Genomic DNA, 20,056 nt, shown 5'->3' on the forward strand with positions numbered 1-20,056 from the left:
CCTCCTCAGGACCGCTTGCTACTTTGCCGACGTGACTCATCTCGACCGGTGCGACGAGGCCAGCCGGACCTGGGTGACCGAGGCGATCGCCGCCGTCGAGGCGGACGCGAACCGCTCGGCCGACACTCACCTGCTGCCGTTCCCGCTGCCGCGGGAGTGGGGGATCGACCTCTACCTCAAGGACGAGTCGGTGCACCCGACCGGCTCACTGAAGCACCGGCTGGCCCGCTCGCTCTTTCTCTACGGGCTCTGCAACGGCTGGATCGGGCCGCGCACCACGATCGTCGAGGCGTCGTCCGGCTCCACGGCGGTCTCCGAGGCGTACTTCGCCCGGATGCTCGGGCTGCCGTTCATCGCGGTGATGCCCGCCTCCACCTCGCCGGAGAAGATCGCGCAGATCGAGTTCCAGGGCGGCCGTTGCCACCTGGTGGACGACCCGGCGAGCGTGGTGGTCGAGGCCCGCTGGCTGGCCGAGGATTCCGGCGGTCACTTCATGGACCAGTTCACCTACGCCGAGCGGGCCACCGACTGGCGGGGCAACAACAACATCGCCGAGTCGATCTACGCACAGCTGAGACTGGAGCGGCACCCGATCCCGGCCTGGGTCGTGGTGGGCGCCGGCACCGGGGGCACCAGCGCGACAATCGGCCGGTACGTCCGGTACCGCCGGCTGGCCACCAAGCTCTGCGTGGTGGACCCGGAGAACTCCGCGTTCTATCCGGCCTGGCTGGCCGCCGACTGGTCCGTGCGTACCGGGAAGGGATCCCGGATCGAGGGGATCGGCCGTCCCACCGTGGAGGCGTCCTTCCTGCCCGCGGTGGTGGACCGGATGGTCCAGGTGCCGGACGCGGCGTCGCTGGCCGCCATGCGGGCCGGCTCGGCGGTGCTCGGTCGCCGGGTGGGTGGCTCCACCGGCACCAACCTGTGGGGGGCGTTCGGCCTCATCGCCGGGATGCTCGCCGAGGGCCGGACCGGCTCCGTGGTCACCCTGATCTGTGACGCCGGCGACCGGTACGCCGACACCTACTACTCCGACGACTGGGTGGCCGCGAAGGGCCACGACCTCGCACCGCACGCGGCCACCATCGACCGCTTCCTGACCAGTGGCGCCTGGCCCGCCTGAGCCCAGCTCGCCTGAACCCGGCCCGCCTGAGCCCGGCGCACTCAGCGCGGGTCGATCCGTTCGGCGAGCCCGGGGTAGCGCACCACGTACCCGTCGGCGTCCAGATCGATGTCGGCGGTGAAGGTGCCGCTGGCGAACCGCACCCGGCCCGGCCCGAGCCCGGTGTAGATCTGCTCGGCCGCCACCACCTCCAGACCGGGCAGCAGCACCCACGCCGCGGTGATCCGGTGCGGCAGGTCGGCCGGCTGAGCGGCCAGCCCGAGCCGATGGACCGGGAGGGTGTTGAACAGCGGGGACCCGCTCAGGTCCACGTCGAGCGCGTCGGCCAGCCGATCCGGGTCGTCGGTGCCCGGCAGACCGGCCGGGGGATGACCGGCCGCGACGAGTGCCGCGTCCAGGTTGCCCTGCTCGGCGGTCGTCACCCGCCACCGGTCCGCGGCCCGTTCCAGCGTGACTCTGCGCAGCCAGCCCGACCCCTCCGCCTCGACCTCGACCCGGCTGGTGCTCCAGTCAGGTGCGGTGGTCAGCTGGTAGCGGACGGTCCAGGGGATCGGGTCCACGGCGAGCAGGGTGCCCCGGGCCGCCAACCCGTGCCCGTCGTCGAGCACGACCTGCTCACTGCCGGCGGTGTCCGTCCGGGACCAGAAGATCGACTTCGGCATGGTCGGCATGAGCCGGACGTTACGCGACCGAGCCGACATCGGCAGGGCATGCGCGAACGCCGCCGCGGAGCGTGGGCTCCGCGGCGGCGTTCAGTGAATCAGTGGATCAGTGGGTACGGGCCGGCGGGCGCCCGCCGAAGCCACGCCGGTCATCGCGCTGCCGGTCGTCGCGCTGCCGGTCGCCCTGACCGCGGCTCTCCGGGCGGAAACCACCCCGAGCGTCCCGGTCCGCGAAGCGCCGCTCCCCGGCCGGTCGGTCCCCGAACCGGCGCTCGTCGGCGGGCCGCTCGCCCTGCTGCCGGTCGCCGAAACGGCGGTCGCCGGAGGCGCGCTCGTCCCGGTCCCCGTAGCGCCGCTCGCCCTGCGGGCGGTCGCCGTAGCGCCGCTCGCCGGTCGGGCGGTCGCCCCGGCCGTCCCGGTCGCCGAACTGCGGGCGGTCGCCGAAACGGCGCTCACCCTGCGGCCGGTCGCCGTAACCCCGGGCATCCCGATCGGCGTACCGGCGCTCGCCGGTCGGGCGGTCGCCGTACTGCCGGTCGCCCTGGGGGCGGTCGCCGAAGCGCCGCTCACCGGTCGGCCGGTCGCCGTACTGCCGGTCGCCCTGGGGGCGGTCGCTGTAGCGCCGCTCACCGGTCGGGCGGTCGCCGTACTGCCGGTCGCCTTGCGGACGGTCGCCGTAGCGCCGCTCACCCTGCGGGCGGTCGCCGAAGCGGCGCTCGCCGGTCGGGCGGTCGCCGTAGCGGCGCTCACCCTGGGGACGGTCGCCGTAGCGGCGGTCGCCGCCCGGCCGGTCACCGAACCGGCGGGGGCCGCCGGAGCGGTCACCGTAGCCCCGGGGCTCCGCCTCCACGCGGACCGGGACGCCGCTGGGCTCACGGGCGCCGATCAGCTCGGCAAGCGCCGGGTCCCCGAGGCGGACCCGGCTCTCGGCCGGCGCGACGCCAGCCTTCTCGAGCATCGCCAGGGTGGTACGGCGCTGCTTGGGCAGCACCAGCGTGGCGACCGCGCCCGACTCGCCGGCACGGGCGGTGCGCCCGGCGCGGTGCAGGTAGTCCTTGGGGTCCTTCGGCGGGTCGACGTGCAGCACCAGGGTGACCCCGTCGACGTGGATGCCCCGAGCCGCCACGTCGGTGGCGACCAGCACGTTCATCCGGCCCTCGCGGAACTCGGCCAGCGTCTTGGTGCGCATCCGCTGGGTCTTGCCGCCGTGCAGGCCACCGGCCCGTACGCCGACAGCGGCGAGCTGCTCGACCAGTCGGTCGACGCCGAGCTGGGTCCGGGCGAAGACCATGGTCCGGCCGTCCCGGGCGGCGATCGAGGCCGTCACCGGGAACTTCTCGTGCGGCGGGATCAGCAGCATGTGGTGGTCCATGGTGGACACCGAGGCGGTGGACGGCGCGGTGGAATGCGTCACCGGATCGGTCATGAACCGCTTGACCAGCGCGTCGACGTCGCCGTCCAGGGTGGCCGAGAAGAGCAGCCGCTGACCGTTCGCGGGCGTCTTCGCCAGCAGTTCGGTCACCTCGGGCAGGAAGCCCATGTCGGCCATCTGGTCGGCCTCGTCGAGCACCGTCACCTCGACGTCGTCGAGCTGGCAGATGCCCCGCTCGATCAGGTCGCCGAGCCGGCCCGGGGTCGCCACGATGATCTCCACGCCGCGCCGCAGCGCGTCGATCTGACGGTCGTACGGCACTCCGCCGACGGCGGTCTTCAGGAACACGTTGATCGCCTTGCCCAGCGGCAGCAGGGCGTCGTTGACCTGCATGGCCAACTCCCGGGTCGGGACCAGGACCAGGGCGCGCGGCCGCATCGGCCGGGCCGGCTGGCCGGCGGCGACCCGGGCCAGCAGGGGCAGGCCGAACGCGAGCGTCTTGCCCGACCCGGTCTGCCCGCGGCCGAGCACGTCCCGGCCGGCGAGCGCGTCCGGAACGGTGGCCCGCTGGATCTCGAACGGGGTGGTGATGCCCTGCCGCGCCAGTGCGCGGACCAGCGGCTCGGGCAGGCCGAGCGCGGCGAAGTCGACGGGCTCGGCGACCTCCGTCGGGGCGGCGTCGGGCGTCTCCAGGGCGGCGTCGACCGCCGCCGGGGCGGAATCGAAAACGGACGGAACGATGCTGGGGTCAGCAGAGGTGGTCAACAAATGCCTTTCGAGCGGGGCGCATCTTCGCGATGGCCTGCCGCGGCTGTGCCGCCGGATCGCCCGCAAGATCGCCCATGGGCGCGCATCACGCGCGCCGGGTCAGTGATCTCGACCAGTGTACGGCGGTCCGGCGGAGCCGCCAGCCGGTTGCCCGACCGTAGTGGGCGGACTCACCATCGACCCGATCGTCGGCTCAGCCGTTGAGCACGTTGCCCACCAGGCCGTCCAGGGCGTCGTTGGCGAGCAGGACCACCAGCACGCTGATCGCCACCAGCAGCCCCAGTGCGGCGGCCAGGACGATCACCACCCGGGCGGTGCTGGAAGACCGTTCGGCCGGGGTGTCGGCCCAGCCCTGAGCCAGGATGTGCCCGGTCAGGGAGCCGGAATTCTCCACGGCGCTGGCCGGCAGCGCGATCGTGGTGTAGCCGGGCTGCTCCCCGCCGCCGTAGACGGTGCCGGCCAGATCGGAGCCGCCGTCGTACCGCCCGCTGCGAGCGGCCGCCGCGCCCCGCCCAGCCGGCACGCCCGCCGGGTTGGACCCCCGGGAGCCGCCGGTGTCGTTTCCGCCCGACGGGACACCGCCCGCGGTGGACGGCGGCCAACTGGGCAGCGCCGGCGCGGGCACCACCGGCGGGGCCGAGACCGGCGCCCCGGTCCATCCACCGCCGCCCTGGGTGGGCTGCGCGGCAACCGCTGAGGCCGACCAACCGGCCGGCGACGCGGAGGCCCGCACGCCCGGGCCGGACGACGAGCCGTAGACCGCCGTGGAGCCGCGCCCGGCGGGATCGGCGGGCGACGCGGTGGCCCACCCGGTGGGGCTGGCCGGCGGCGCGGAGACCGACGCGGTGGCTCGCACGGCCGGCGGCCCGCCGGGCGTCGCGGGCGGCGGCGGGAAGGGCGGTGCCGGCATCGGGCCGGGCTGCGGGGGTGGCCCGGGCACCGGCGGGCCGGGTGGCGGTGCCGGTGGGCCCGGAACGGGTGGTGCGGGTGGGCCCGGAACCGGCGGCACCGGAGCCGGCGGCGGTGTGGGTGGGCCCGGGATGGGCGGCAGTGGCGGCGTGGGCCGGGGCCCCGGTGGCGGGGTCGGCACCGGACCGGGCGGGTACGGCCCAGGGCTCGGCGCTGGCTCGGGCTCGGGCGGCGGGGTCGGGCCCGGTGGTGCGGGGGTCGGCTCCGGGGTCGGAGGCGTGGGCGGCTGGACGGGCTCCGGAGGCTGCGCCGGTTGGGGCGGCTCGGGGCTCACCGGAGCGGAGCGGTAGACGGCGGGAGCGCTTGGCCGGGAATCCGGGGTGCCCACCGCGCCGGCCGTGACGCGGCTGTTGGCGGACACCGTGGCGCTGGCCCGGGCCGGGGCGCTCGAGCCGTCCCGCTGCCCGGGCAGAGACCCGCCGGTCGGGTTGGCCGATCCGGTCGCCCGGTAGGTGGTCGCGCTCACCGGCGCGCTGGCCGGGAGGTCATCCGGCGCCGCGGCGGCGGTGACGACACTGGCGCGGGCGCGTACCGGAGCGGCGGCCGGGTCAGCCTCATCGGGCGCCGGCTGCCCCCCGTCCGCGTCGGCGGAGCTGGCGGGAGCGTCGGTGCCGGCGGAATCGTCGGCGGCACCGACGTCACCGTCGGCGGGGGTCTCGACGGCGGCACTGACGGTGTCGGCGCTGGGTGCCGGGTCAGTTGTTCCCGGTCCCGGCTGGTCGACCGCGACGGGGGCGGCCTTCTCCGCCGGATCACTCTGCTCGGCCATCTCCGCCCTCCGTGCCACGCTCGCACCCGGACCCGTGACACCGGGCCGGATGTGCCTGGATGTCACGGTGCCACAGATCGCCCCGAGCGGACAGCCGGAGCCGATTGTGGCGCCTCAGCTTCCGGTGCTCGGGCTGCCCGTCGTGCTCGGGGTCGGGCTGTCGCTGGACACCCCGCTCCGGCTCGCCGACGGCGAGCCGGCCGGGGTCGAGGTGGCCGGCGCACTGGTCGGTGGCGGTGGCGGCGTCGTCGGCGTCTCGCTCGGCGAGGTGCTCGGCGAGGTGCTGCCGGTCGGGGTCGGGGTCGGGGTGCCGGTGGGCGTCGGGGTGGCCGATCCGGTCGGCGTCGGCTTGGTGGTCGGCGTGGGCTTGGTGGTCGGCGTGGGCTTGGTGGTCGGCGTGGGCTTGGTGGTGGGTGTCGGCTTCGTGGTGGGCGTCGGCGTCGGGCTGGTCGGCGCGCTGGGCGTCGGGACCGGCACGGTCGGGGCCGGCACCGCGCCGATCACCCGGGTGGCGGCGTACAGCCGGGACCAGCGGACGACCGAGACCTTGACGACGTCGCCGGTGGTGGGCGCCTGCACCATCTTGCCGTTGCCGATGTACATGGCGACGTGGTGGATCGTGGTCCAGCTGCTGCCGGAGGCGAAGAAGAGCAGGTCGCCGGGGAGCAGCGCGGTCTGCGGCACCGTCCGCGAGCGGGTGGCGGCGTACTGGTCCCGGGAGACCCGGGGCAGCTGGAAGTAGTCGGCGCCGGGCGACCGGTACGCCGCCCACATCAGACCGGAGCAGTCGAACGTGTCGGGCCCCTCCTCCGACCACTCGTACGGGTCGCCGAGCTGGGCGAGGGCGTACCGGACCGCGGCCAGCGCCCGCGGGTGCGCCGCCATCCCGCTGACGTTCTGGCCGACGAGGTAGCCGGCACCGAGCTGCTGCTCGGCGGCCTCCTGCTGGCGCTCGATCTCGATGAGCTGCGCGGCGTTGTCGCGGCGCAGCTTGAGGAGGCTGGCCTCGGCCGCGCGCAGCGCCTTCTCCCCGACGGCGAACTCCGCCTCGGCGGCGTCGAGCTGGGTCTTGGCCGTGGTGTGCGCCTGGTAGGCGGACTGCTCGCCGCTGCGGGCCCGGGAAAGCTCCCCGGCCACCCCGGTGGTGCCGCGCTCGACCTTCTCGCCACGGGCGATCCGCTGGAGCCGGCTCAACCCCTGGATGTCGTCGGCCAGGTCGCCGGGCGGTAGCGCGGCGGCCGCCTTGAACGCGTCCGAGGCGGCGACGTCGGCCGCCTGCTGCGCCCGGAGGAGATCGTCCTGCGCGGTCGCCAGCGCCTTGCCGGCCGCCTCGAGCTGGGCCTGCGCGTCCGCGCGTTTCTGCTGGCTCAGCAGCAGTGCCTCGCCGAGGGCGCCGACCTGGGTCTCGCCGGCGGCGATCTGGGCGGCCAGCGGGCCGTTGCCGACGTTCATCACCGGCGGGACCGGGACACCGGCGACGGGTGCGCCACCGGGCAGTTGGAGCGCGCCGACCACCGCCGGGCGCGAGCCGGTGTCCGGCACCGTGGTGGGCACCCCGGGCTCGGCGTACGCGGGGGTGGCGAGCACGGCGGCGGCGATCGCGCCGAGCAGGGCGGCCCAGAGCTTCGGACGCAGCACCGGCGAGATCACCGGGCTCCGTCGTCGCTGCCGTCGCCCGCGCCCGCTGTCGACCATTCCGCTCCCCGTCCCGCTGCCCGTCGCCGCGCTCGGTGGCGCGGCCGTCGGGACGGTACCAGTGTGTGTTCCGCCCCACCCTGTCTTACCGCACGCGGGCAGTGATGTCGATGCATCGCCGGGTTACGGGAGGCTGAGAGTCTGGTGAAGTCGGTCGCTGTCGCCGACCGTGCCGCCGGGCCGGTCGGCGTCCCGACGTACGCTCGACCGGGACCGCAGGTGGAAGGGACGTGCCATGGACGCCGGACTCAAGCGTGAGCTCGAAGCGAAGGTGTACGCCGGTGAGCGGCTGACCCGTGAGGACGGGGTCGCCCTCTACGACAGCGACGACCTGGCCTGGCTGGGGCGGCTGGCGCACCACAAGCGCACCGAGCTCAACGGCGACCGGGTGATGTTCAACGTCAACCGGCACCTCAACCTGACCAACGTCTGTTCGGCGTCCTGTGCGTACTGCTCGTTCCAGCGCAAGCCGGGCGAGAAGGACGCGTACACGATGCGCATCGACGAGGCGGTCCGCAAGGCCAAGGAGATGGAGGACGAGCAGCTCACCGAGCTGCACATCGTCAACGGCCTGCACCCGACGCTGCCCTGGCGTTACTACCCGAAGGTGCTGCGTGAGCTGAAGGCGGCGCTGCCCAACGTCAAGCTCAAGTGCTTCACGGCGACCGAGGTGCAGTGGTTCGAGAAGATCAGCGGCCTGAGCGCCGACGAGATCCTCGACGAGCTGATGGACGCCGGCCTGGAGTCGCTGACCGGTGGTGGCGCGGAGATCTTCGACTGGGAGGTCCGCCAGCACATCGTCGACCACGCCTGCCACTGGGAGGACTGGTCGCGCATCCACGCCCTGGCGCACAGCAAGGGCATGAAGACCCCGGCGACCATGTTGTACGGCCACATCGAGGAGCCCCGGCACCGGGTCGACCACGTGCTGCGGCTGCGCGAGCTGCAGGACGAGACCAACGGCTTCGCGGTCTTCATCCCGCTGCGATACCAGCACGACTTCGTGGACTCGGCGGACGGCAAGATCCGTAACAAGATCCAGGCGCGCACCACGATGGCCTCGCCGGCCGAGTCGTTGAAGACGTTCGCCGTCTCCCGGCTGCTCTTCGACAACGTGCCGCACGTGAAGAACTTCTGGGTGATGCACGGGCTCTCGGTGGCCCAGCTCTCGCTGAACTTCGGCGTGGACGACCTGGACGGCTCGGTGGTCGAATACAAGATCACCCACGACGCCGACTCGTACGGCACCCCGAACACCATGCACCGCGACGACCTGCTGCACCTGATCTGGGACGCCGGCTTCCAGCCGGTCGAGCGGGACACCCGCTACAACGTGGTCCGGGAGTACGACAAGGCCCCGTCGCTGGCCGAGCGGCGCGCCGAGCCGCAGCAGGTGTGGGCCTGAACCGCCACGTACCCTCGCAGTCGATGACTGAGCAACGAGGACCGGAGCGGCAGGGCGGCTTCCCCCGACGGGACGCCGAGGGACGCGTCCGTACCCTCGGCGATCTGCTCGGGGTGTGCCTGGCCGGCCTGGTCATCGGTGCGCTGGCGCTCGTGCTGTTCGACTGGGCGTTCGCCTCGATGGGCGCCGGCGACTTCGGGCACACCAACGGTTGGCTGGCGGTGATCCTGCCGGCGTGGCTGTTCTGGGACGATTTCCGGGCCTGGGAGTTCGGCGCGGCCCGGGTGGTGGCGGCACTGGTCGCCGCCGCCGTCGGGGTGTTCGCGGGGCTGCTGATCGCCGGTCTGGGCGCCGGGTTGCCGCCGCTGCTGTCCGGAACGTTGGCGGCGGCGGCGTTCACCGTGGCGTACGCGGCGGTCTGGTTCCCGGGCGTCCGCTGGCTGGCCCGCCGGACCGGCTGACCCCGACCGCCCGCCGGGCGGATCGACCTTCCGCCGGCACCGGCGGGTGACGGAGAACGGAGTGGTGCGGGTGAGCGCGGCGGTCAAGTACACGCTGGGTCGGATCGGGCTGTTCGTCGCCGTGCTGGCGGGCCTCTGGCTGATCGACATGAGCGTGTTCCTGAAGCTGATCCTGGCGCTGGCCTTCTCGGCCGCGCTCTCCTTCTTCCTGCTGCGCGGCTGGCGGGAGGAGATGGCCGAGGAGATGGCCGGCGCGACCGAGCGCCGCCGAGCGGAGAAGGAACGCCTCCGCTCGGCCCTGGCCGGCGACGACCAGCCCCCCTCCACCGACCAACCCCCCACCGACCAGCCCCCGCGTTGATCATGAAGTTATTGCTCCGACACGCCGATCGGCCGGGCAATAACTTCATGATCAACCACGCTCTACCAGTTGGTGGAGCCCGAGACCTTCGGCCAGGGCTTGCTCGTCGGCTTGATGAGGTATGCGACGCCGCCCGAGCCGCCGGAGACGCCGCCGGTGGCGTTGACCCGCTTGGTCCGCAGCCAGATCTGCTCGAACTGGGCACGCTTGTAGACGTTGCGCACCACGTCGTTGCTGGACGAGGCCGGGTCGTTGACGATCACGTCGCCGTCGGCGGTGAAGCCGACCACCACGAACAGGTGCCCGGAGGTGCCGTAGTTCGCCCCGTCCAGCTCGCTGGCGAGGAAGGACTGACTGGTCACCACCGGAATGCCTGCGGCGATGAAACGCTCCAGCTCGTCCAGTGAGTGCAGTCGGGTCACCCGCCCCTCCAGGCCGGGGAAGCTGGCCGCGTACGCGGTGTTGAACGGCCAGTTGCCCGCGCCGTCGTACGTGTAGTCGTAGGTCATCCGGGCGGCGTGGTTGACCGTCGGGTCGGGGTAGGTCGGGTCCACCCAGGAGGTGTCGGCCGCGGACGGCCGGCGTCCCCAGTACTCGACCACCATCTCGGTCGAGGTGGGGGAGCACCACGCCTCACCACCGCCGTCGTACTCGGGGTAGTGCCCGGAGTGCACGTTCTGCGAGTAGCGCGGCACCGGCAGCTCGCGGCCCCAGGCGATGTGCCCGGCGCTCGGCGTGACGGTGAAGCGGTCCGGCACGGTCGAGCTCATCGTGCCGAGCATCCGGACCACCGGCGCGGCGGTCTGCCCGGGCGCCCGGTAGAGGGTCAGTCGCAGCTGGTACGACCGCAGCAGCACCCCGACGGCGGCGTCGTCGATGCTGAAGGTGTCGGTCCAGATCGTCGACCAGGGGTCGCCCTGCCGGTTGACGCTGGTCCTCCTGATGTCACTGTCGCCGGACGCCCAGCGGCCCATGACGTACCACGGGGTCTGGTCACCGCTGGTGTAGCTGCCCTGCATCTCCACCTGGATCCAGGTGCCGGCGGGGGTCTCGGCGTTCCAGGACGCGATCAGCTCGGTGGCGTCGAAGCCGACCCGGGTCACCGGGGAGGTCCAGGTGCCGTACTCCCAGCTGCGGGTGACGCCGGTGTGCGGGTCGGCGTACTCGGTGGTGCCGGCCGGGCGGGCCAGCGTGACGCCCGATCGGGCGCCGGGCACCACGCGGGTGCCGGCCCGGCTGCCCCGGTGCCAGTCGGCGGGCCCGGACCAGTCCTGGAAGGTGATCTGCTCGTCGTGGGCGGTTGCGGGCGGTCGGCCGCCGGTGAGTGGTGCGGCGGCTGCCGCGGGTGCGACGGTGGTGAGCAGGGCGAGCGCGGTGACGCCGGCGAGGGCGGCCGTGCGTAAACGGGATCTGGCCATGGGGGCTCCGCGGTGTCGAGAGGGACATCGTTGCTGGTCAGTGTCGCCGCCGGAAGGAAGTTTCGCCAGATGTCGACGGATGGAAAATCATTGCCGCCGCGATGATCCGCCTGGGATGCAAGAGGCAGCGACGGATATTGATATGACCATGTGACAGGTGGTGAAGTGTCCTCCACCGAGCGGGTTCTCCCGCCCTTCGAGGAGGTAGTCCATGGCCCTCCGCACGCCCATCCCTCTCCGCCGCGTCCTGGTGCTCGCCGTCGTCACCGGGCTGGGAATCGTCACCGTCGCCACCGGGCCGGTCTTCGCGCGGCCGGCGCCGGACCGGACCGCCGAGCCGGCCGCCGCCGGCTACCGGGTGCTCGGCCCCCGGACCGTCGCCGACCGCAATGCGGTGGCCCGCACCGGGGCCGCCATCGACTACTCCGAACACGGCGTGCTGCACGTCTCGGCCACCGCGGGTGAGGCCGCCGAGATCGGCAAGCTCGGCTTCCGACTCGAACCGCTCGCCCCGCCGCCGAACGCCGAGCGCGGCGCCGGAGAGATGGGCACACTGGCCTTCCCGCCCGCCGACTCCAACTACCACGACTACGCGGAACTGACCGCCGTCGTGAACCAGGTCGTCGCCGACCATCCGGCGATCGCCCGCAAGATCAGCATTGGTTCGTCGTACGAGGGCCGCGACCTGATGGCCGTGAAGATCTCCGACAACGTGGGCACCGACGAGAGCGAGCCGGAACTCCTCTTCAACGCCCAGCAGCACGCCCGCGAGCACCTGACCGTCGAGATGGCGATCTACCTGCTCAACCTCTTCACCGACAGCTACGGCTCCGACTCCCGGATCACCAACATCGTCAACGGCCGGGAGATCTGGATCGTGCCGACGGTCAACCCGGACGGTAGCGAGTACGACATCGCCACCGGGTCGTACCGGTCCTGGCGCAAGAACCGGCAGCCCAACAGCGGCTCCTCCAACGTCGGCACCGACCTGAACCGCAACTGGTCCTACAACTGGGGTTGCTGCGGCGGCTCGTCCGGCTCCACCTCGTCCGAGACCTACCGTGGACCGTCGGCGTTCTCCGCGCCCGAGACGCAGGCACTGCGCAACTTCGTCAACAGCCGGGTCGTCGGCGGAACGCAGCAGATCAAGGCCAACATCGACTTCCACACCTACTCGCAGCTGGTGCTCTGGCCGTACGGCTACACGACCGCGAACACCGGGCCGGGGATGAGCGCCGACCAGTACAACACCTTCGCCACCATCGGCCAGCAGATGGCGGCCACCAACAACTACACCCCGGAGCAGTCCAGCGACCTCTACATCACCGACGGGGACAGCATCGACTGGATGTGGGCCACCCACGGCATCTGGGCGTACACCTTCGAGATGTATCCAGGATCGTCCGGCGGCGGTGGTTTCTACCCGCCCGACGAGGTGATCCCCGCACAGACCTCCCGCAACCGGGAGGCGGTGCTGATGCTCAGCGAGTACGCCGACTGCCCGTACCGGGCGATCGGCAAGCAGGCGCAGTACTGCGGCGGTGGTGGCGGCACCACGGTCTGGTCGGACACCTTCGAGACCGCGACCGGCTGGACCATCAACCCGTCCGGCACCGACACCGCGACCCTCGGGGCCTGGGAACGGGGTGCCGCCCAGGCGACCACCTCCTCCGGGGCCAAGCAGCTCACCCCGTACGCCGGCGCCAACGACCTGGTCACCGGTCGGCTCGCCGGTTCGGCGGCGGGTGACCACGACGTCGACGGCGGGGTGACCAGCGCCCGGTCCCCGGCGGTGACGCTGCCGTCGACCGGCACGCTGACCCTCTCGCTGGCCTGGTACCTGGCGCACGGCTCGAACGCCTCGTCGGCGGACTACCTGCGGGTGAGCGTGGTGCACAACGGTGGCACCACGGCGCTGCTCACCCAGGCCGGCGCGGCGAGCAACCGCAACGGCAGCTGGGCGGTGGCGAACCTCAACCTCACCCCGTACGCCGGCCAGTCGGTGCGCATCCTCATCGAGGTGGCGGACGCCTCCGGCGCCAGCCTCGTGGAGGCGGCTGTGGACAACGTCACCATCAGCGCCTCCTGATCGGATGGGGCCCCGTTCCGCCCCTGCGGGGCCCCACCACCCGTTTCTGACCCCCGCGATGCGCGACATATCGCCGTCGGTCGGTCATCTCGCCCCACCTTCCCGGGGCCAAGGTGATCGACACGCGGCGATTGGCCCTTGATCGATCCGGCACGTCCAGGCGGTGCGCTACCGTCTTAGCGACCACTCCGCAGCGAAGCCGGTGCGAAACCGGCGCTGTCCCGCAACTGTGATGCCCCGTCCTGACGGCGGGGACGAGCCAGGTCGCCTGCGGATCGGTCGCGACACGCGCTCTCGAGGAAGGGCGCCTCGTGGGCGGGCGTACGAAAGTCCCTGTCGGCGAAGCACCACACTCCTCGACCGACAGGAGGTCCCATGTTCAGACGTACCCCCCGGCTCTTCGCCGCGACCCTCGCGGTCGCCGCACTCGCCCTGGGCGCGTGCGCGGAGAAGACCGCCGACGAGCCGACCGCGAGCGGCAGCTCCGCGGCCGCCAGCTACCCGGTGACGGTCGGCTCGCTCACGCTCGACAAGCGCCCCGAGAAGATCCTCTCGCTCTCGCCCACCGCCACCGAGATGCTCTTCGCCATCGGCGCCGGCCCGCAGGTGAGCGCGGTCGACGACCAGTCCAACTATCCGGCCGACGCGCCCAAGAGCGACCTGTCCGGCTTCCAGCCCAACGCCGAGGCGATCGCCGGTAAGGGCCCCGACCTGGTGGTGCTCGCGAACGACACCAACAAGATCGTCGACCAGCTCGGCAAGCTGAAGATCCCGGTCTACCTCACCCCCGCGGCGGTCACCCTGGACGACTCGTACCGGCAGATCGCCGAGCTGGGCACGCTGACCGGCCACGCCGACCAGGCGACCGACGTCGCCGGCCGGATGAAGGACGACATCGCCAAGCTGGTCAAGGACCTGCCGCAGCGCGCCGAGAAGCTCACCTACTACCACGAGCTGGGCCCGGAGCTGTACAGCGTGACCAGCAAGACCTTCATGGGCTCGCTCTACAGCCAGGTCGGTCTGGCCAACATCGCGGATCCGGCCGACGCGGACGGCAAGAGCGGCGGTTACCCGCAGCTGTCCCAGGAGTTCATCGTCAAGGCCAACCCGGACTTCGTCTTCCTGGCCGACTCCAAGTGCTGCCAGCAGAACGCCGACTCGGTCCGGGCGCGCAGCGGCTGGGCCGGGCTGAGCGCGGTGAAGAACAACCAGGTGGTCGCGCTGGATGACGACATCGCCTCGCGCTGGGGCCCGCGGGTCGTGGACCTGCTCCGGGTCATCATCGACGCGGTCGCCAAGGTGCCCGCGTGACCGTCGTCCGTCGGTGAGCGCGAGGAGTGAACCGGGGTTGCGAGCCTCGCGGTCACGAACGGAAGAAGGCTCGGTGACCGGGGAGCCGCTGGTGGCCACCCCGGCGCCACCCACCCGGCCGGCCGCGACGCCACCCGCGTCGCGGCCCGCCGGGCTGCGCAAGCGCTGGCTGGCCGCCGGCGTGGTCGCGGTGCTCCTCGCGCTGGTCGCCGGGGTGTCGCTCGGCCCGATCAGCCTGCCGCCGGGCAGCGTCGCCGCCGAGCTGCTCAACCTGATACCCGGGGTGCACCTGGAGAGCGGGCTGACCGAGCGGGAGATCGCCATCGTCACCGAGCTGCGGCTTCCCCGGGTGGTGCTGGGCCTGCTCGTCGGCGGCCTGCTCGCCCTGGCCGGCGGCTGCTACCAGGGGGTGTTCCGCAACCCGCTGGCCGACCCGTACCTGCTCGGCGTGGCAGCCGGCTCGGGGCTCGCGGTCACCGCGGTGATCGCCCTCGGCGGCGTCGGCCGGCAGGGCGCGATCACCGGCCTGCCGCTGACCATCCCGCTGGCCGCGTTCGCCGGCTCGCTGCTCGCCGTGACGATGACCTACCTTCTCGGCGGCGCCGGTGGGCGGAGCCGGTCACCGGCGATGCTGATCCTGGCCGGGGTGGCGGTCTCCGCGTTCCTCTCCGCCGGGCAGACGTACCTGCTGCAACGGCACTCCGACAGCATCCAGCCGGTCTACTCCTGGCTGCTCGGCCGGCTGGCCACCGCCGGCTGGCACGATGTGCTGCTGGTGTTGCCGTACGCCGTGCTGACCACCGTGGTGGTGCTGCTGCACCGCCGCGAGCTGGACGTCCTCGCGGTCGGCGACGACGAGGCGAGGAGCCTCGGTCTGCACCCGCAGCGTTCCCGCTACCTGCTGATCGCGGCCGCCTCGCTGGGCACCGCCGCGGCGGTCTCCGCGACCGGCCTGATCGGCTTCGTCGGCATCATCGTGCCGCACACCGTCCGGTTGCTCGCCGGGGCGAGCTACCGCGTGATCCTGCCGCTGTCGTTGCTGTTCGGCGCCGCGTTCCTGGCGCTGACGGACGTGGTGGCCCGCACCGCCGCCGCTCCGGCCGAGATTCCGATCGGGGTGGTCACCGCCCTGCTCGGCGGCCCGTTCTTCGTGCTCGTGCTGCGTACCGCCCGCCGGGTGCTCACGTGATCCCCGAACCCGCCGCCGGCCCGGACGACGCGGCCCGCGCGCCGGCGGTCGAGGTGCGGGGGCTGCACGTCAGCCTGGGCGGCACACCGATCCTCACCGGCGTCGACCTCACCGTCGCCGCCGGCGAGTGGGTCACCGTGATCGGCCCGAACGGCGCCGGCAAGTCGACCTTGCTGCGCGCCGTCGGCGGGTTGCTGCCCGCGCCGGGGGCGATCTCCCTGTTCGGTACGCCGAGCGCCGCGCTGCGCCGCCGCGACCGGGCCCGGGTGGTGGCCACGGTGGCCCAGTCCCCGGTGGTGCCGCCCGGGATGTCGGTGCTGGACTACGTGCTGCTCGGGCGTACCCCCTACATCCCGCCACTGGGCCGGGAGTCCGCCGCGGACGTGGCCGCCGTGCACGACGTGCTCGACCGGTTGGACCTCACCGGCTTCCAACGCCGGGAGCTGGCCACCCTCTCCGGTGGTGAACGGCAGCGGGTCTTCCTCGCCCGGGCGCTGGCCCAGGGCGCGACGCTGCTGCTGCTCGACGAGCCGACCAGCGCGCTGGACATCGGCCACCAGCAGGAGGTGCTGGAGCTGGTCGACCAGTTGCGCCGCGAGCACGGCCTGACCGTGCTCGCCACCATGCACGACCTCTCCCTGGCCGGCGAGTACGCCGACCGGATGGTGCTGATCGCCGACGGGCGGGTGGTGGCCGTCGGGAGCCCGCACGAGGTGCTGACCGAACACCTGCTCGCCACCCACTACCGGGCCAGCGTCCGGGTCGTGCCCGGCGCGCACGGGCCGCTCGTCGTCCCCGTCCGCCCCCGCTGAGCCCGGACGGTCAGTCCCCGTCCGGGCCGAGGTCGATGACGGAGAAGAGGGCCCCCTGGGGGTCGCGCAGGGCGGCGAACCGGCCCGCCGGGTTGTCCCGGGGCGGCACCAGGATGGTCCCACCGAGCTCGGCGGCGCGGGCCGCGGCGGCGTCCGCGTCGGCCACCGCGAAGTACACCGTCCAGTACGCCGGCAGGTCGGCCGGGAAGTCGTCGGCGAACGGCGGCATCATCCCGGCGACGATCTGCGTACCGAGCCGCCACCCGGTGTACGTCATCCCGCCGACGGGTTGGTCGTCCGGCTGCCAGCCGAACACCAGCTCGTAGAAGACCTTCGCGCCCTCCGGGTCCGGGGTGACCAGCTCCGTCCAGCTCATCGCGCCCGGCACGTTGAACACCTCGGCGCCAGGCATCGCCAGCGGTTGCCAGACGCTGAACGTGGCGCCCGCCGGGTCGGCGAAGACCGCCATCCGGCCCCGGTCGAAGACCTCGAACGGCGGCACCACGACCTGTCCACCCGCGCGTTCGACCCGACCGGCGACCAGTTCCGCGTCGTCCGTGGCGAGGTACGTCGACCAGATCGGCACCTGGTCCGGGATCGCCGGCGGCCCGGCTCCGGCCACCGACCGCCCGTCGAGCTGGAAGATGGTGTACCCGCCCGCCTCCGGCTCCGGTGTCACCCGGCCGGTCCACCCGAACAGCTCGGGATAGAAGCGCCGCGCGTCGGTCAGGTCCGGGGTGGCCAGGTCGGCCCAGCAGGGCGTACCCGGCGGGACGGTGCTCACGTCAAGACCCCTCTCGGCCCGGCGGCCACGACGGCCCCCTGCCGGAATCCTGGCACCGTCCGGCCGCGGCCCGGGGCGGAAACGGACGAATCGTCAGCTGAACCGGCGACCCTCGTCCCGCCGGTACGCCCAGCCCGCGAGCGTGGCGAGCAGCACCACCCAGACGCCGAGCATGATCACTGACAGCGGCTCGATCTGGTAGTCGCCCACCGCGGCCCACATCAGCTCGGCGGCCCCCCGGGTGGGCAGGAACGGCGCGATCGTCTCGATGAACCCGGGTGCTTCCCCCGGTGCGGAGAGCAGTCCGCCGCCGAACGCGAGCGGCAGGAAGACGACCTGCGCCACCACGATCGCCGCCTTGCTCGGCAGCGAGTAGCCGATGGCGAGCCCCATCAGCGTGAACGGGACCGAGATGACGGCCACGGTGACGACGGCCAGCAGGAACGCCGCCGGGGTGATCTGGGCCGCGGTTAGCGTCGCGCCGATCACCGCGACCGGGATCAGCGAGAGGTACGTCAGCGCCAGGCCGGCCAGCACCCGGCCGGCGAACCGGGGTGCCGGCCCGGCCGGCAGGGTCCGGGTGTACGGATTCCACGGCTGGTCGCGGTCCTCGGCGACACCGACGCCGTACTGGAAGATGTTGGCGCTCATCACCGAGAAGGTGACCATCGACGCGGTGGCGAAGGTGGCACCGACCGGGTCGTCGCCGGCGAACGGCACCACGAAGAAGATCATCGCGGCGGCCGGGAAGAAGGCGCTGCCGAAGACCGCCACCGGGATTCGGATGATCTCCAGGAGCTGGTAGCGGGCGTGAACCAGGGCGAGCTGCACGGTGATTCGCCTCCTCAGGCGGTGGTCGGTCGGCTGCCGGCGGCGGCGGTGGCGGGCTGCGCGGGCTTGCCGCCGGTGGGCTCTGTCCCGGTGGCGGGCTCGCTCCCGTTGGTGATGGCCAGGAACGCCTCCTCCAGCGAGGTGGGCCGGACCTCCAGGTCGGCGAAGGCGGTCCCAGCGGTGACCAGCGCCCGGACCAACTGGTCGGCGTCGGTGGTGAGCAGGTGCAGCCGGCCGTCGATCCGTTCGGTGCGGACCACGCCGGGCAGCTCGGGCAGGTCGTCGGCGACCAGGCTGACCCGGCGTACGCCGACGATGCCGCGCACCGCGTCCACGGTGTCGTCGGCGAGCACCCGGCCCTGCCCGATCACCACGACCCGGCGGGCCAGCGCCTCCACCTCCTCCAGGTAGTGGCTGCTCAACAGGACGGTCCCGCCGTCGGTGTGGAACGCCCGGATCGCGTCCCACAGGGTGTGCCGGGCGGCCACGTCCAGGCCGGTGGTCGGCTCGTCGAGCAGCACCAGTCGGGGCCGGCCGACGAACGCCAGCGCCACCGCGAGCCGGCGGCGCTGCCCACCGGAGAGGCCACCGGTCTGTCGTCGGGCGAGGTCACCCAGGCCGAAGCGGTCGAGCAGTTCTCCCCGGGGCACCGGGTCCGGGTAGTGCGCGGAGACGAAGTCGACGACCTCACCGACGCGCAGCGTCCCGGGTAGGCCGGTCTCCTGCGGGGTGACCCCGATCTGTCGCCGGGACGCCGGGTCGCGGGGGTCGCCGCCGAACAGCTCGACCCGCCCGGAGCTGGGTCGGCGCAGACCGACCAGCAGGTTCATCAGGGTGCTCTTGCCGGCGCCGTTCGGGCCGAGCAGGCCGACCAGCTCACCGGCCCGGACGTCGAGGTCGACGCGGTCGAGGGCGAGGACGTCGCCGTACCGGCGGCTGGCCTGGTCGGCGCGGGCGAGGATCATGACTGCTCCTTCGACAAGGTGGGGTCGAGCAGGGTGCGGATGGTCTCGGTGTACTCCTCGAACGCCAGCCGGCCCCGCCGGCTGAGCCGGATCAGGGTGGCCGGGGTGCGTCCGCGATGGGTCTTGCTGATCTCGACGTAGCCGGCGTCCTCGAGCTTGCGCAGGTGCACGGAGAGGTTGCCGGCGGTCATCGCGAGCAGCTCCTGCAACCGGGGGAAGGCGATCCGGTCGCCGTCACCGAGTGCGGAGAGGCTCGCGACCACACGCAGCCGGGCCTGCGCGTGGATCACCGGATCCAGCTCGGTCACTGGCGGTGCCGCTGTCGCAGCCGCCCGACCGTCCCGGCGACCAGGATTCCGCCACCGCCGGCCACCGCGATCACCAGCGCGTGCCAGCCCGGGCCCGCGAACGTGCCGATGACGTTGATCAGGCTGATCCAGACACCCAGCCGGAACAGGTTCCGGTCCAGCCAGATGGCCCCGCCGGCCATGTGCAGCGCACCGGTCAGCGCGACGGCGGTCGCCGACCAGAGCAGGGCCCCCAGGTCGTGCGGCAGGTGGTCGACGACCCGGCCGACCGCCGCGTACACGCTCAACGAACCCAGGGCCCAGGAGCAGCCGTACCAGAGCCCGCGCCGGGACGAGTCCCCGGTCACCTGCCCGTACGCCCGTGCGCCAACCACCGCCTGGATCAGCGCGGCGACCACCAACAGGAGGAAGAGCACGGTCACGGGCAGCCAGTCGGGCATCCGGACCAGCATCCGACCGTCGGGGGAGAAGCGCAGGAAGAGCAGCCCGAAGCCGACCAGCCAGGCGACGCCCCACGGCCAGTAGAGGAGCCGGGCGTCCGGTTCGAGTCGGCGTGCGGTCGCCCCCCGCTGCTCGCGGATCAGTTGAAGCGCCGCCGCGGCGGCGGGGGGTGGCAGGTCGTCGTCGGGTTCCACGCAAAGTACTTTACGCTGCAAAGTCAATGGGCCGGTTCTCGCTGCTGTCGCCCGGGGCGCCGGCGCCCGCGCGGAGTGCCTATGGTGGAGAACTGTGCGGCTGACCCGTCGCACAGGACACAGGGGAGG

Annotated in this window: 18 protein-coding genes and 1 riboswitch; of the genes, 8 read left to right on the top strand and 10 right to left on the bottom strand. The window is 72.9% G+C overall.

Features of this window, described 5'->3' with window-relative positions; genetic code table 11:
* Window positions 1-31 precede the first annotated feature (31 nt).
* A complete protein-coding gene (locus ABZU69_RS27955) occupies window positions 32-1,123 on the top strand; it encodes a PLP-dependent cysteine synthase family protein (protein ID WP_354967287.1) in 1,092 nt (363 codons plus the stop codon).
* Window positions 1,124-1,164: 41 nt separating this feature from the next.
* Here the strand turns inward: ABZU69_RS27955 and ABZU69_RS27960 are convergent, their stop codons facing one another.
* The 4 genes from ABZU69_RS27960 to ABZU69_RS27975 all read right to left on the bottom strand — a co-directional run bounded on the left by ABZU69_RS27960 (window position 1,165) and on the right by ABZU69_RS27975 (window position 7,358).
* Window positions 1,165-1,785: a putative glycolipid-binding domain-containing protein gene (locus ABZU69_RS27960; RefSeq protein WP_354967363.1), complete on the bottom strand. Its 621-nt coding sequence runs from the start codon at window positions 1,783-1,785 to the stop codon at window positions 1,165-1,167.
* A 106-nt stretch (window positions 1,786-1,891) separates the two neighbouring features.
* Window positions 1,892-3,850 (bottom strand): DEAD/DEAH box helicase, encoded by a 1,959-nt coding sequence (locus ABZU69_RS27965; RefSeq protein WP_354967364.1) that lies wholly within the window; start codon window positions 3,848-3,850, stop codon window positions 1,892-1,894.
* Window positions 3,851-4,118: 268 nt separating this feature from the next.
* Window positions 4,119-5,663 carry a hypothetical protein gene (locus ABZU69_RS27970; protein ID WP_354967288.1) on the bottom strand — a complete coding sequence of 515 codons (1,545 nt, stop codon included), beginning with the start codon at window positions 5,661-5,663 and terminating at the stop codon, window positions 4,119-4,121.
* A gap of 114 nt (window positions 5,664-5,777) precedes the next feature.
* Complete coding sequence (locus ABZU69_RS27975; RefSeq protein ID WP_354967289.1) at window positions 5,778-7,358, bottom strand: NlpC/P60 family protein; 1,581 nt, start codon at window positions 7,356-7,358, stop codon at window positions 5,778-5,780.
* A gap of 235 nt (window positions 7,359-7,593) precedes the next feature.
* On the opposite strand from ABZU69_RS27975, the gene mqnE reads away from it, so the two are divergent.
* The 3 genes from mqnE to ABZU69_RS27990 all read left to right on the top strand — a co-directional run bounded on the left by mqnE (window position 7,594) and on the right by ABZU69_RS27990 (window position 9,585).
* Window positions 7,594-8,763 (top strand): aminofutalosine synthase MqnE, encoded by a 1,170-nt coding sequence (gene mqnE, locus ABZU69_RS27980; protein WP_354967290.1) that lies wholly within the window; start codon window positions 7,594-7,596, stop codon window positions 8,761-8,763.
* Window positions 8,764-8,786: 23 nt separating this feature from the next.
* Window positions 8,787-9,224: a hypothetical protein gene (locus ABZU69_RS27985; protein WP_354967291.1), complete on the top strand. Its 438-nt coding sequence runs from the start codon at window positions 8,787-8,789 to the stop codon at window positions 9,222-9,224.
* A 70-nt stretch (window positions 9,225-9,294) separates the two neighbouring features.
* Window positions 9,295-9,585 carry a DUF4229 domain-containing protein gene (locus tag ABZU69_RS27990; protein WP_354967365.1) on the top strand — a complete coding sequence of 97 codons (291 nt, stop codon included), beginning with the start codon at window positions 9,295-9,297 and terminating at the stop codon, window positions 9,583-9,585.
* Window positions 9,586-9,647: 62 nt separating this feature from the next.
* On the opposite strand, the gene ABZU69_RS27995 is transcribed toward ABZU69_RS27990, so the two are convergent.
* On the bottom strand, window positions 9,648-11,003 hold the full coding sequence (locus ABZU69_RS27995) for a C39 family peptidase (RefSeq protein ID WP_354967292.1): 1,356 nt from the start codon (window positions 11,001-11,003) through the stop codon (window positions 9,648-9,650).
* Window positions 11,004-11,214: 211 nt separating this feature from the next.
* Here ABZU69_RS27995 and ABZU69_RS28000 point away from each other — a divergent pair, with 211 nt between their 5' ends.
* From ABZU69_RS28000 to ABZU69_RS28015, 4 genes are all read left to right on the top strand, one after another.
* The gene (locus ABZU69_RS28000) at window positions 11,215-13,092 is read left to right on the top strand and encodes a M14 family zinc carboxypeptidase (protein WP_354967293.1); all 1,878 of its coding nucleotides are present in this window, start codon (window positions 11,215-11,217) and stop codon (window positions 13,090-13,092) included.
* Window positions 13,093-13,233: 141 nt separating this feature from the next.
* Window positions 13,234-13,379, top strand: a riboswitch (cobalamin riboswitch).
* An 88-nt stretch (window positions 13,380-13,467) separates the two neighbouring features.
* Window positions 13,468-14,403 (top strand): ABC transporter substrate-binding protein, encoded by a 936-nt coding sequence (locus tag ABZU69_RS28005; RefSeq protein ID WP_354967294.1) that lies wholly within the window; start codon window positions 13,468-13,470, stop codon window positions 14,401-14,403.
* A gap of 91 nt (window positions 14,404-14,494) precedes the next feature.
* Window positions 14,495-15,592: an iron ABC transporter permease gene (locus ABZU69_RS28010; RefSeq protein WP_354967366.1), complete on the top strand. Its 1,098-nt coding sequence runs from the start codon at window positions 14,495-14,497 to the stop codon at window positions 15,590-15,592.
* Entirely contained in the window at window positions 15,592-16,404 is an 813-nt protein-coding gene (locus ABZU69_RS28015; protein ID WP_354967367.1) for an ABC transporter ATP-binding protein, read from the top strand. Before ABZU69_RS28010 ends, ABZU69_RS28015 begins: the two co-directional genes overlap by 1 nt.
* A 10-nt stretch (window positions 16,405-16,414) precedes the next feature.
* On the opposite strand, the gene ABZU69_RS28020 is transcribed toward ABZU69_RS28015, so the two are convergent.
* The 5 genes from ABZU69_RS28020 to ABZU69_RS28040 all read right to left on the bottom strand — a co-directional run bounded on the left by ABZU69_RS28020 (window position 16,415) and on the right by ABZU69_RS28040 (window position 19,927).
* Window positions 16,415-17,188, bottom strand: a complete 774-nt coding sequence (locus ABZU69_RS28020) for a VOC family protein (RefSeq protein WP_354967295.1) — start codon at window positions 17,186-17,188, stop codon at window positions 16,415-16,417.
* Window positions 17,189-17,281: 93 nt separating this feature from the next.
* Window positions 17,282-18,019, bottom strand: a complete 738-nt coding sequence (locus ABZU69_RS28025) for an ABC transporter permease (RefSeq protein ID WP_354967296.1) — start codon at window positions 18,017-18,019, stop codon at window positions 17,282-17,284.
* Window positions 18,020-18,033: 14 nt separating this feature from the next.
* Window positions 18,034-18,984: an ABC transporter ATP-binding protein gene (locus ABZU69_RS28030; protein WP_354967297.1), complete on the bottom strand. Its 951-nt coding sequence runs from the start codon at window positions 18,982-18,984 to the stop codon at window positions 18,034-18,036.
* Window positions 18,981-19,292, bottom strand: a complete 312-nt coding sequence (locus tag ABZU69_RS28035; RefSeq protein ID WP_354967298.1) for a transcriptional regulator — start codon at window positions 19,290-19,292, stop codon at window positions 18,981-18,983. The genes ABZU69_RS28030 and ABZU69_RS28035 overlap by 4 nt, the downstream gene beginning before the upstream one ends.
* Window positions 19,289-19,927, bottom strand: a complete 639-nt coding sequence (locus ABZU69_RS28040; RefSeq protein WP_354967299.1) for a transporter — start codon at window positions 19,925-19,927, stop codon at window positions 19,289-19,291. Before ABZU69_RS28040 ends, ABZU69_RS28035 begins: the two co-directional genes overlap by 4 nt.
* Window positions 19,928-20,056 lie beyond the last annotated feature (129 nt).

It is taken from the genome of Micromonospora sp. NPDC005206 (assembly GCF_040608175.1).
Classification (GTDB): domain Bacteria; phylum Actinomycetota; class Actinomycetes; order Mycobacteriales; family Micromonosporaceae; genus Micromonospora.

Bases quoted from the DNA above. Each gene is read 5' to 3' on its own strand.
- ABZU69_RS27960 (WP_354967363.1), bottom strand. From the start codon at position 1,785: ATGCCGAAGTCGATCTTCTGGTCCCGGACGGACACCGCCGGCAGTGAG.
- ABZU69_RS27970 (WP_354967288.1), bottom strand. From the start codon at position 5,663: ATGGCCGAGCAGAGTGATCCGGCGGAGAAGGCCGCCCCCGTCGCGGTC.
- ABZU69_RS27975 (WP_354967289.1), bottom strand. From the start codon at position 7,358: ATGGTCGACAGCGGGCGCGGGCGACGGCAGCGACGACGGAGCCCGGTG.
- mqnE (WP_354967290.1), top strand. From the start codon at position 7,594: ATGGACGCCGGACTCAAGCGTGAGCTCGAAGCGAAGGTGTACGCCGGT.
- ABZU69_RS27985 (WP_354967291.1), top strand. From the start codon at position 8,787: ATGACTGAGCAACGAGGACCGGAGCGGCAGGGCGGCTTCCCCCGACGG.
- ABZU69_RS27995 (WP_354967292.1), bottom strand. From the start codon at position 11,003: ATGGCCAGATCCCGTTTACGCACGGCCGCCCTCGCCGGCGTCACCGCG.
- ABZU69_RS28000 (WP_354967293.1), top strand. From the start codon at position 11,215: ATGGCCCTCCGCACGCCCATCCCTCTCCGCCGCGTCCTGGTGCTCGCC.
- ABZU69_RS28005 (WP_354967294.1), top strand. From the start codon at position 13,468: ATGTTCAGACGTACCCCCCGGCTCTTCGCCGCGACCCTCGCGGTCGCC.
- ABZU69_RS28030 (WP_354967297.1), bottom strand. From the start codon at position 18,984: ATGATCCTCGCCCGCGCCGACCAGGCCAGCCGCCGGTACGGCGACGTC.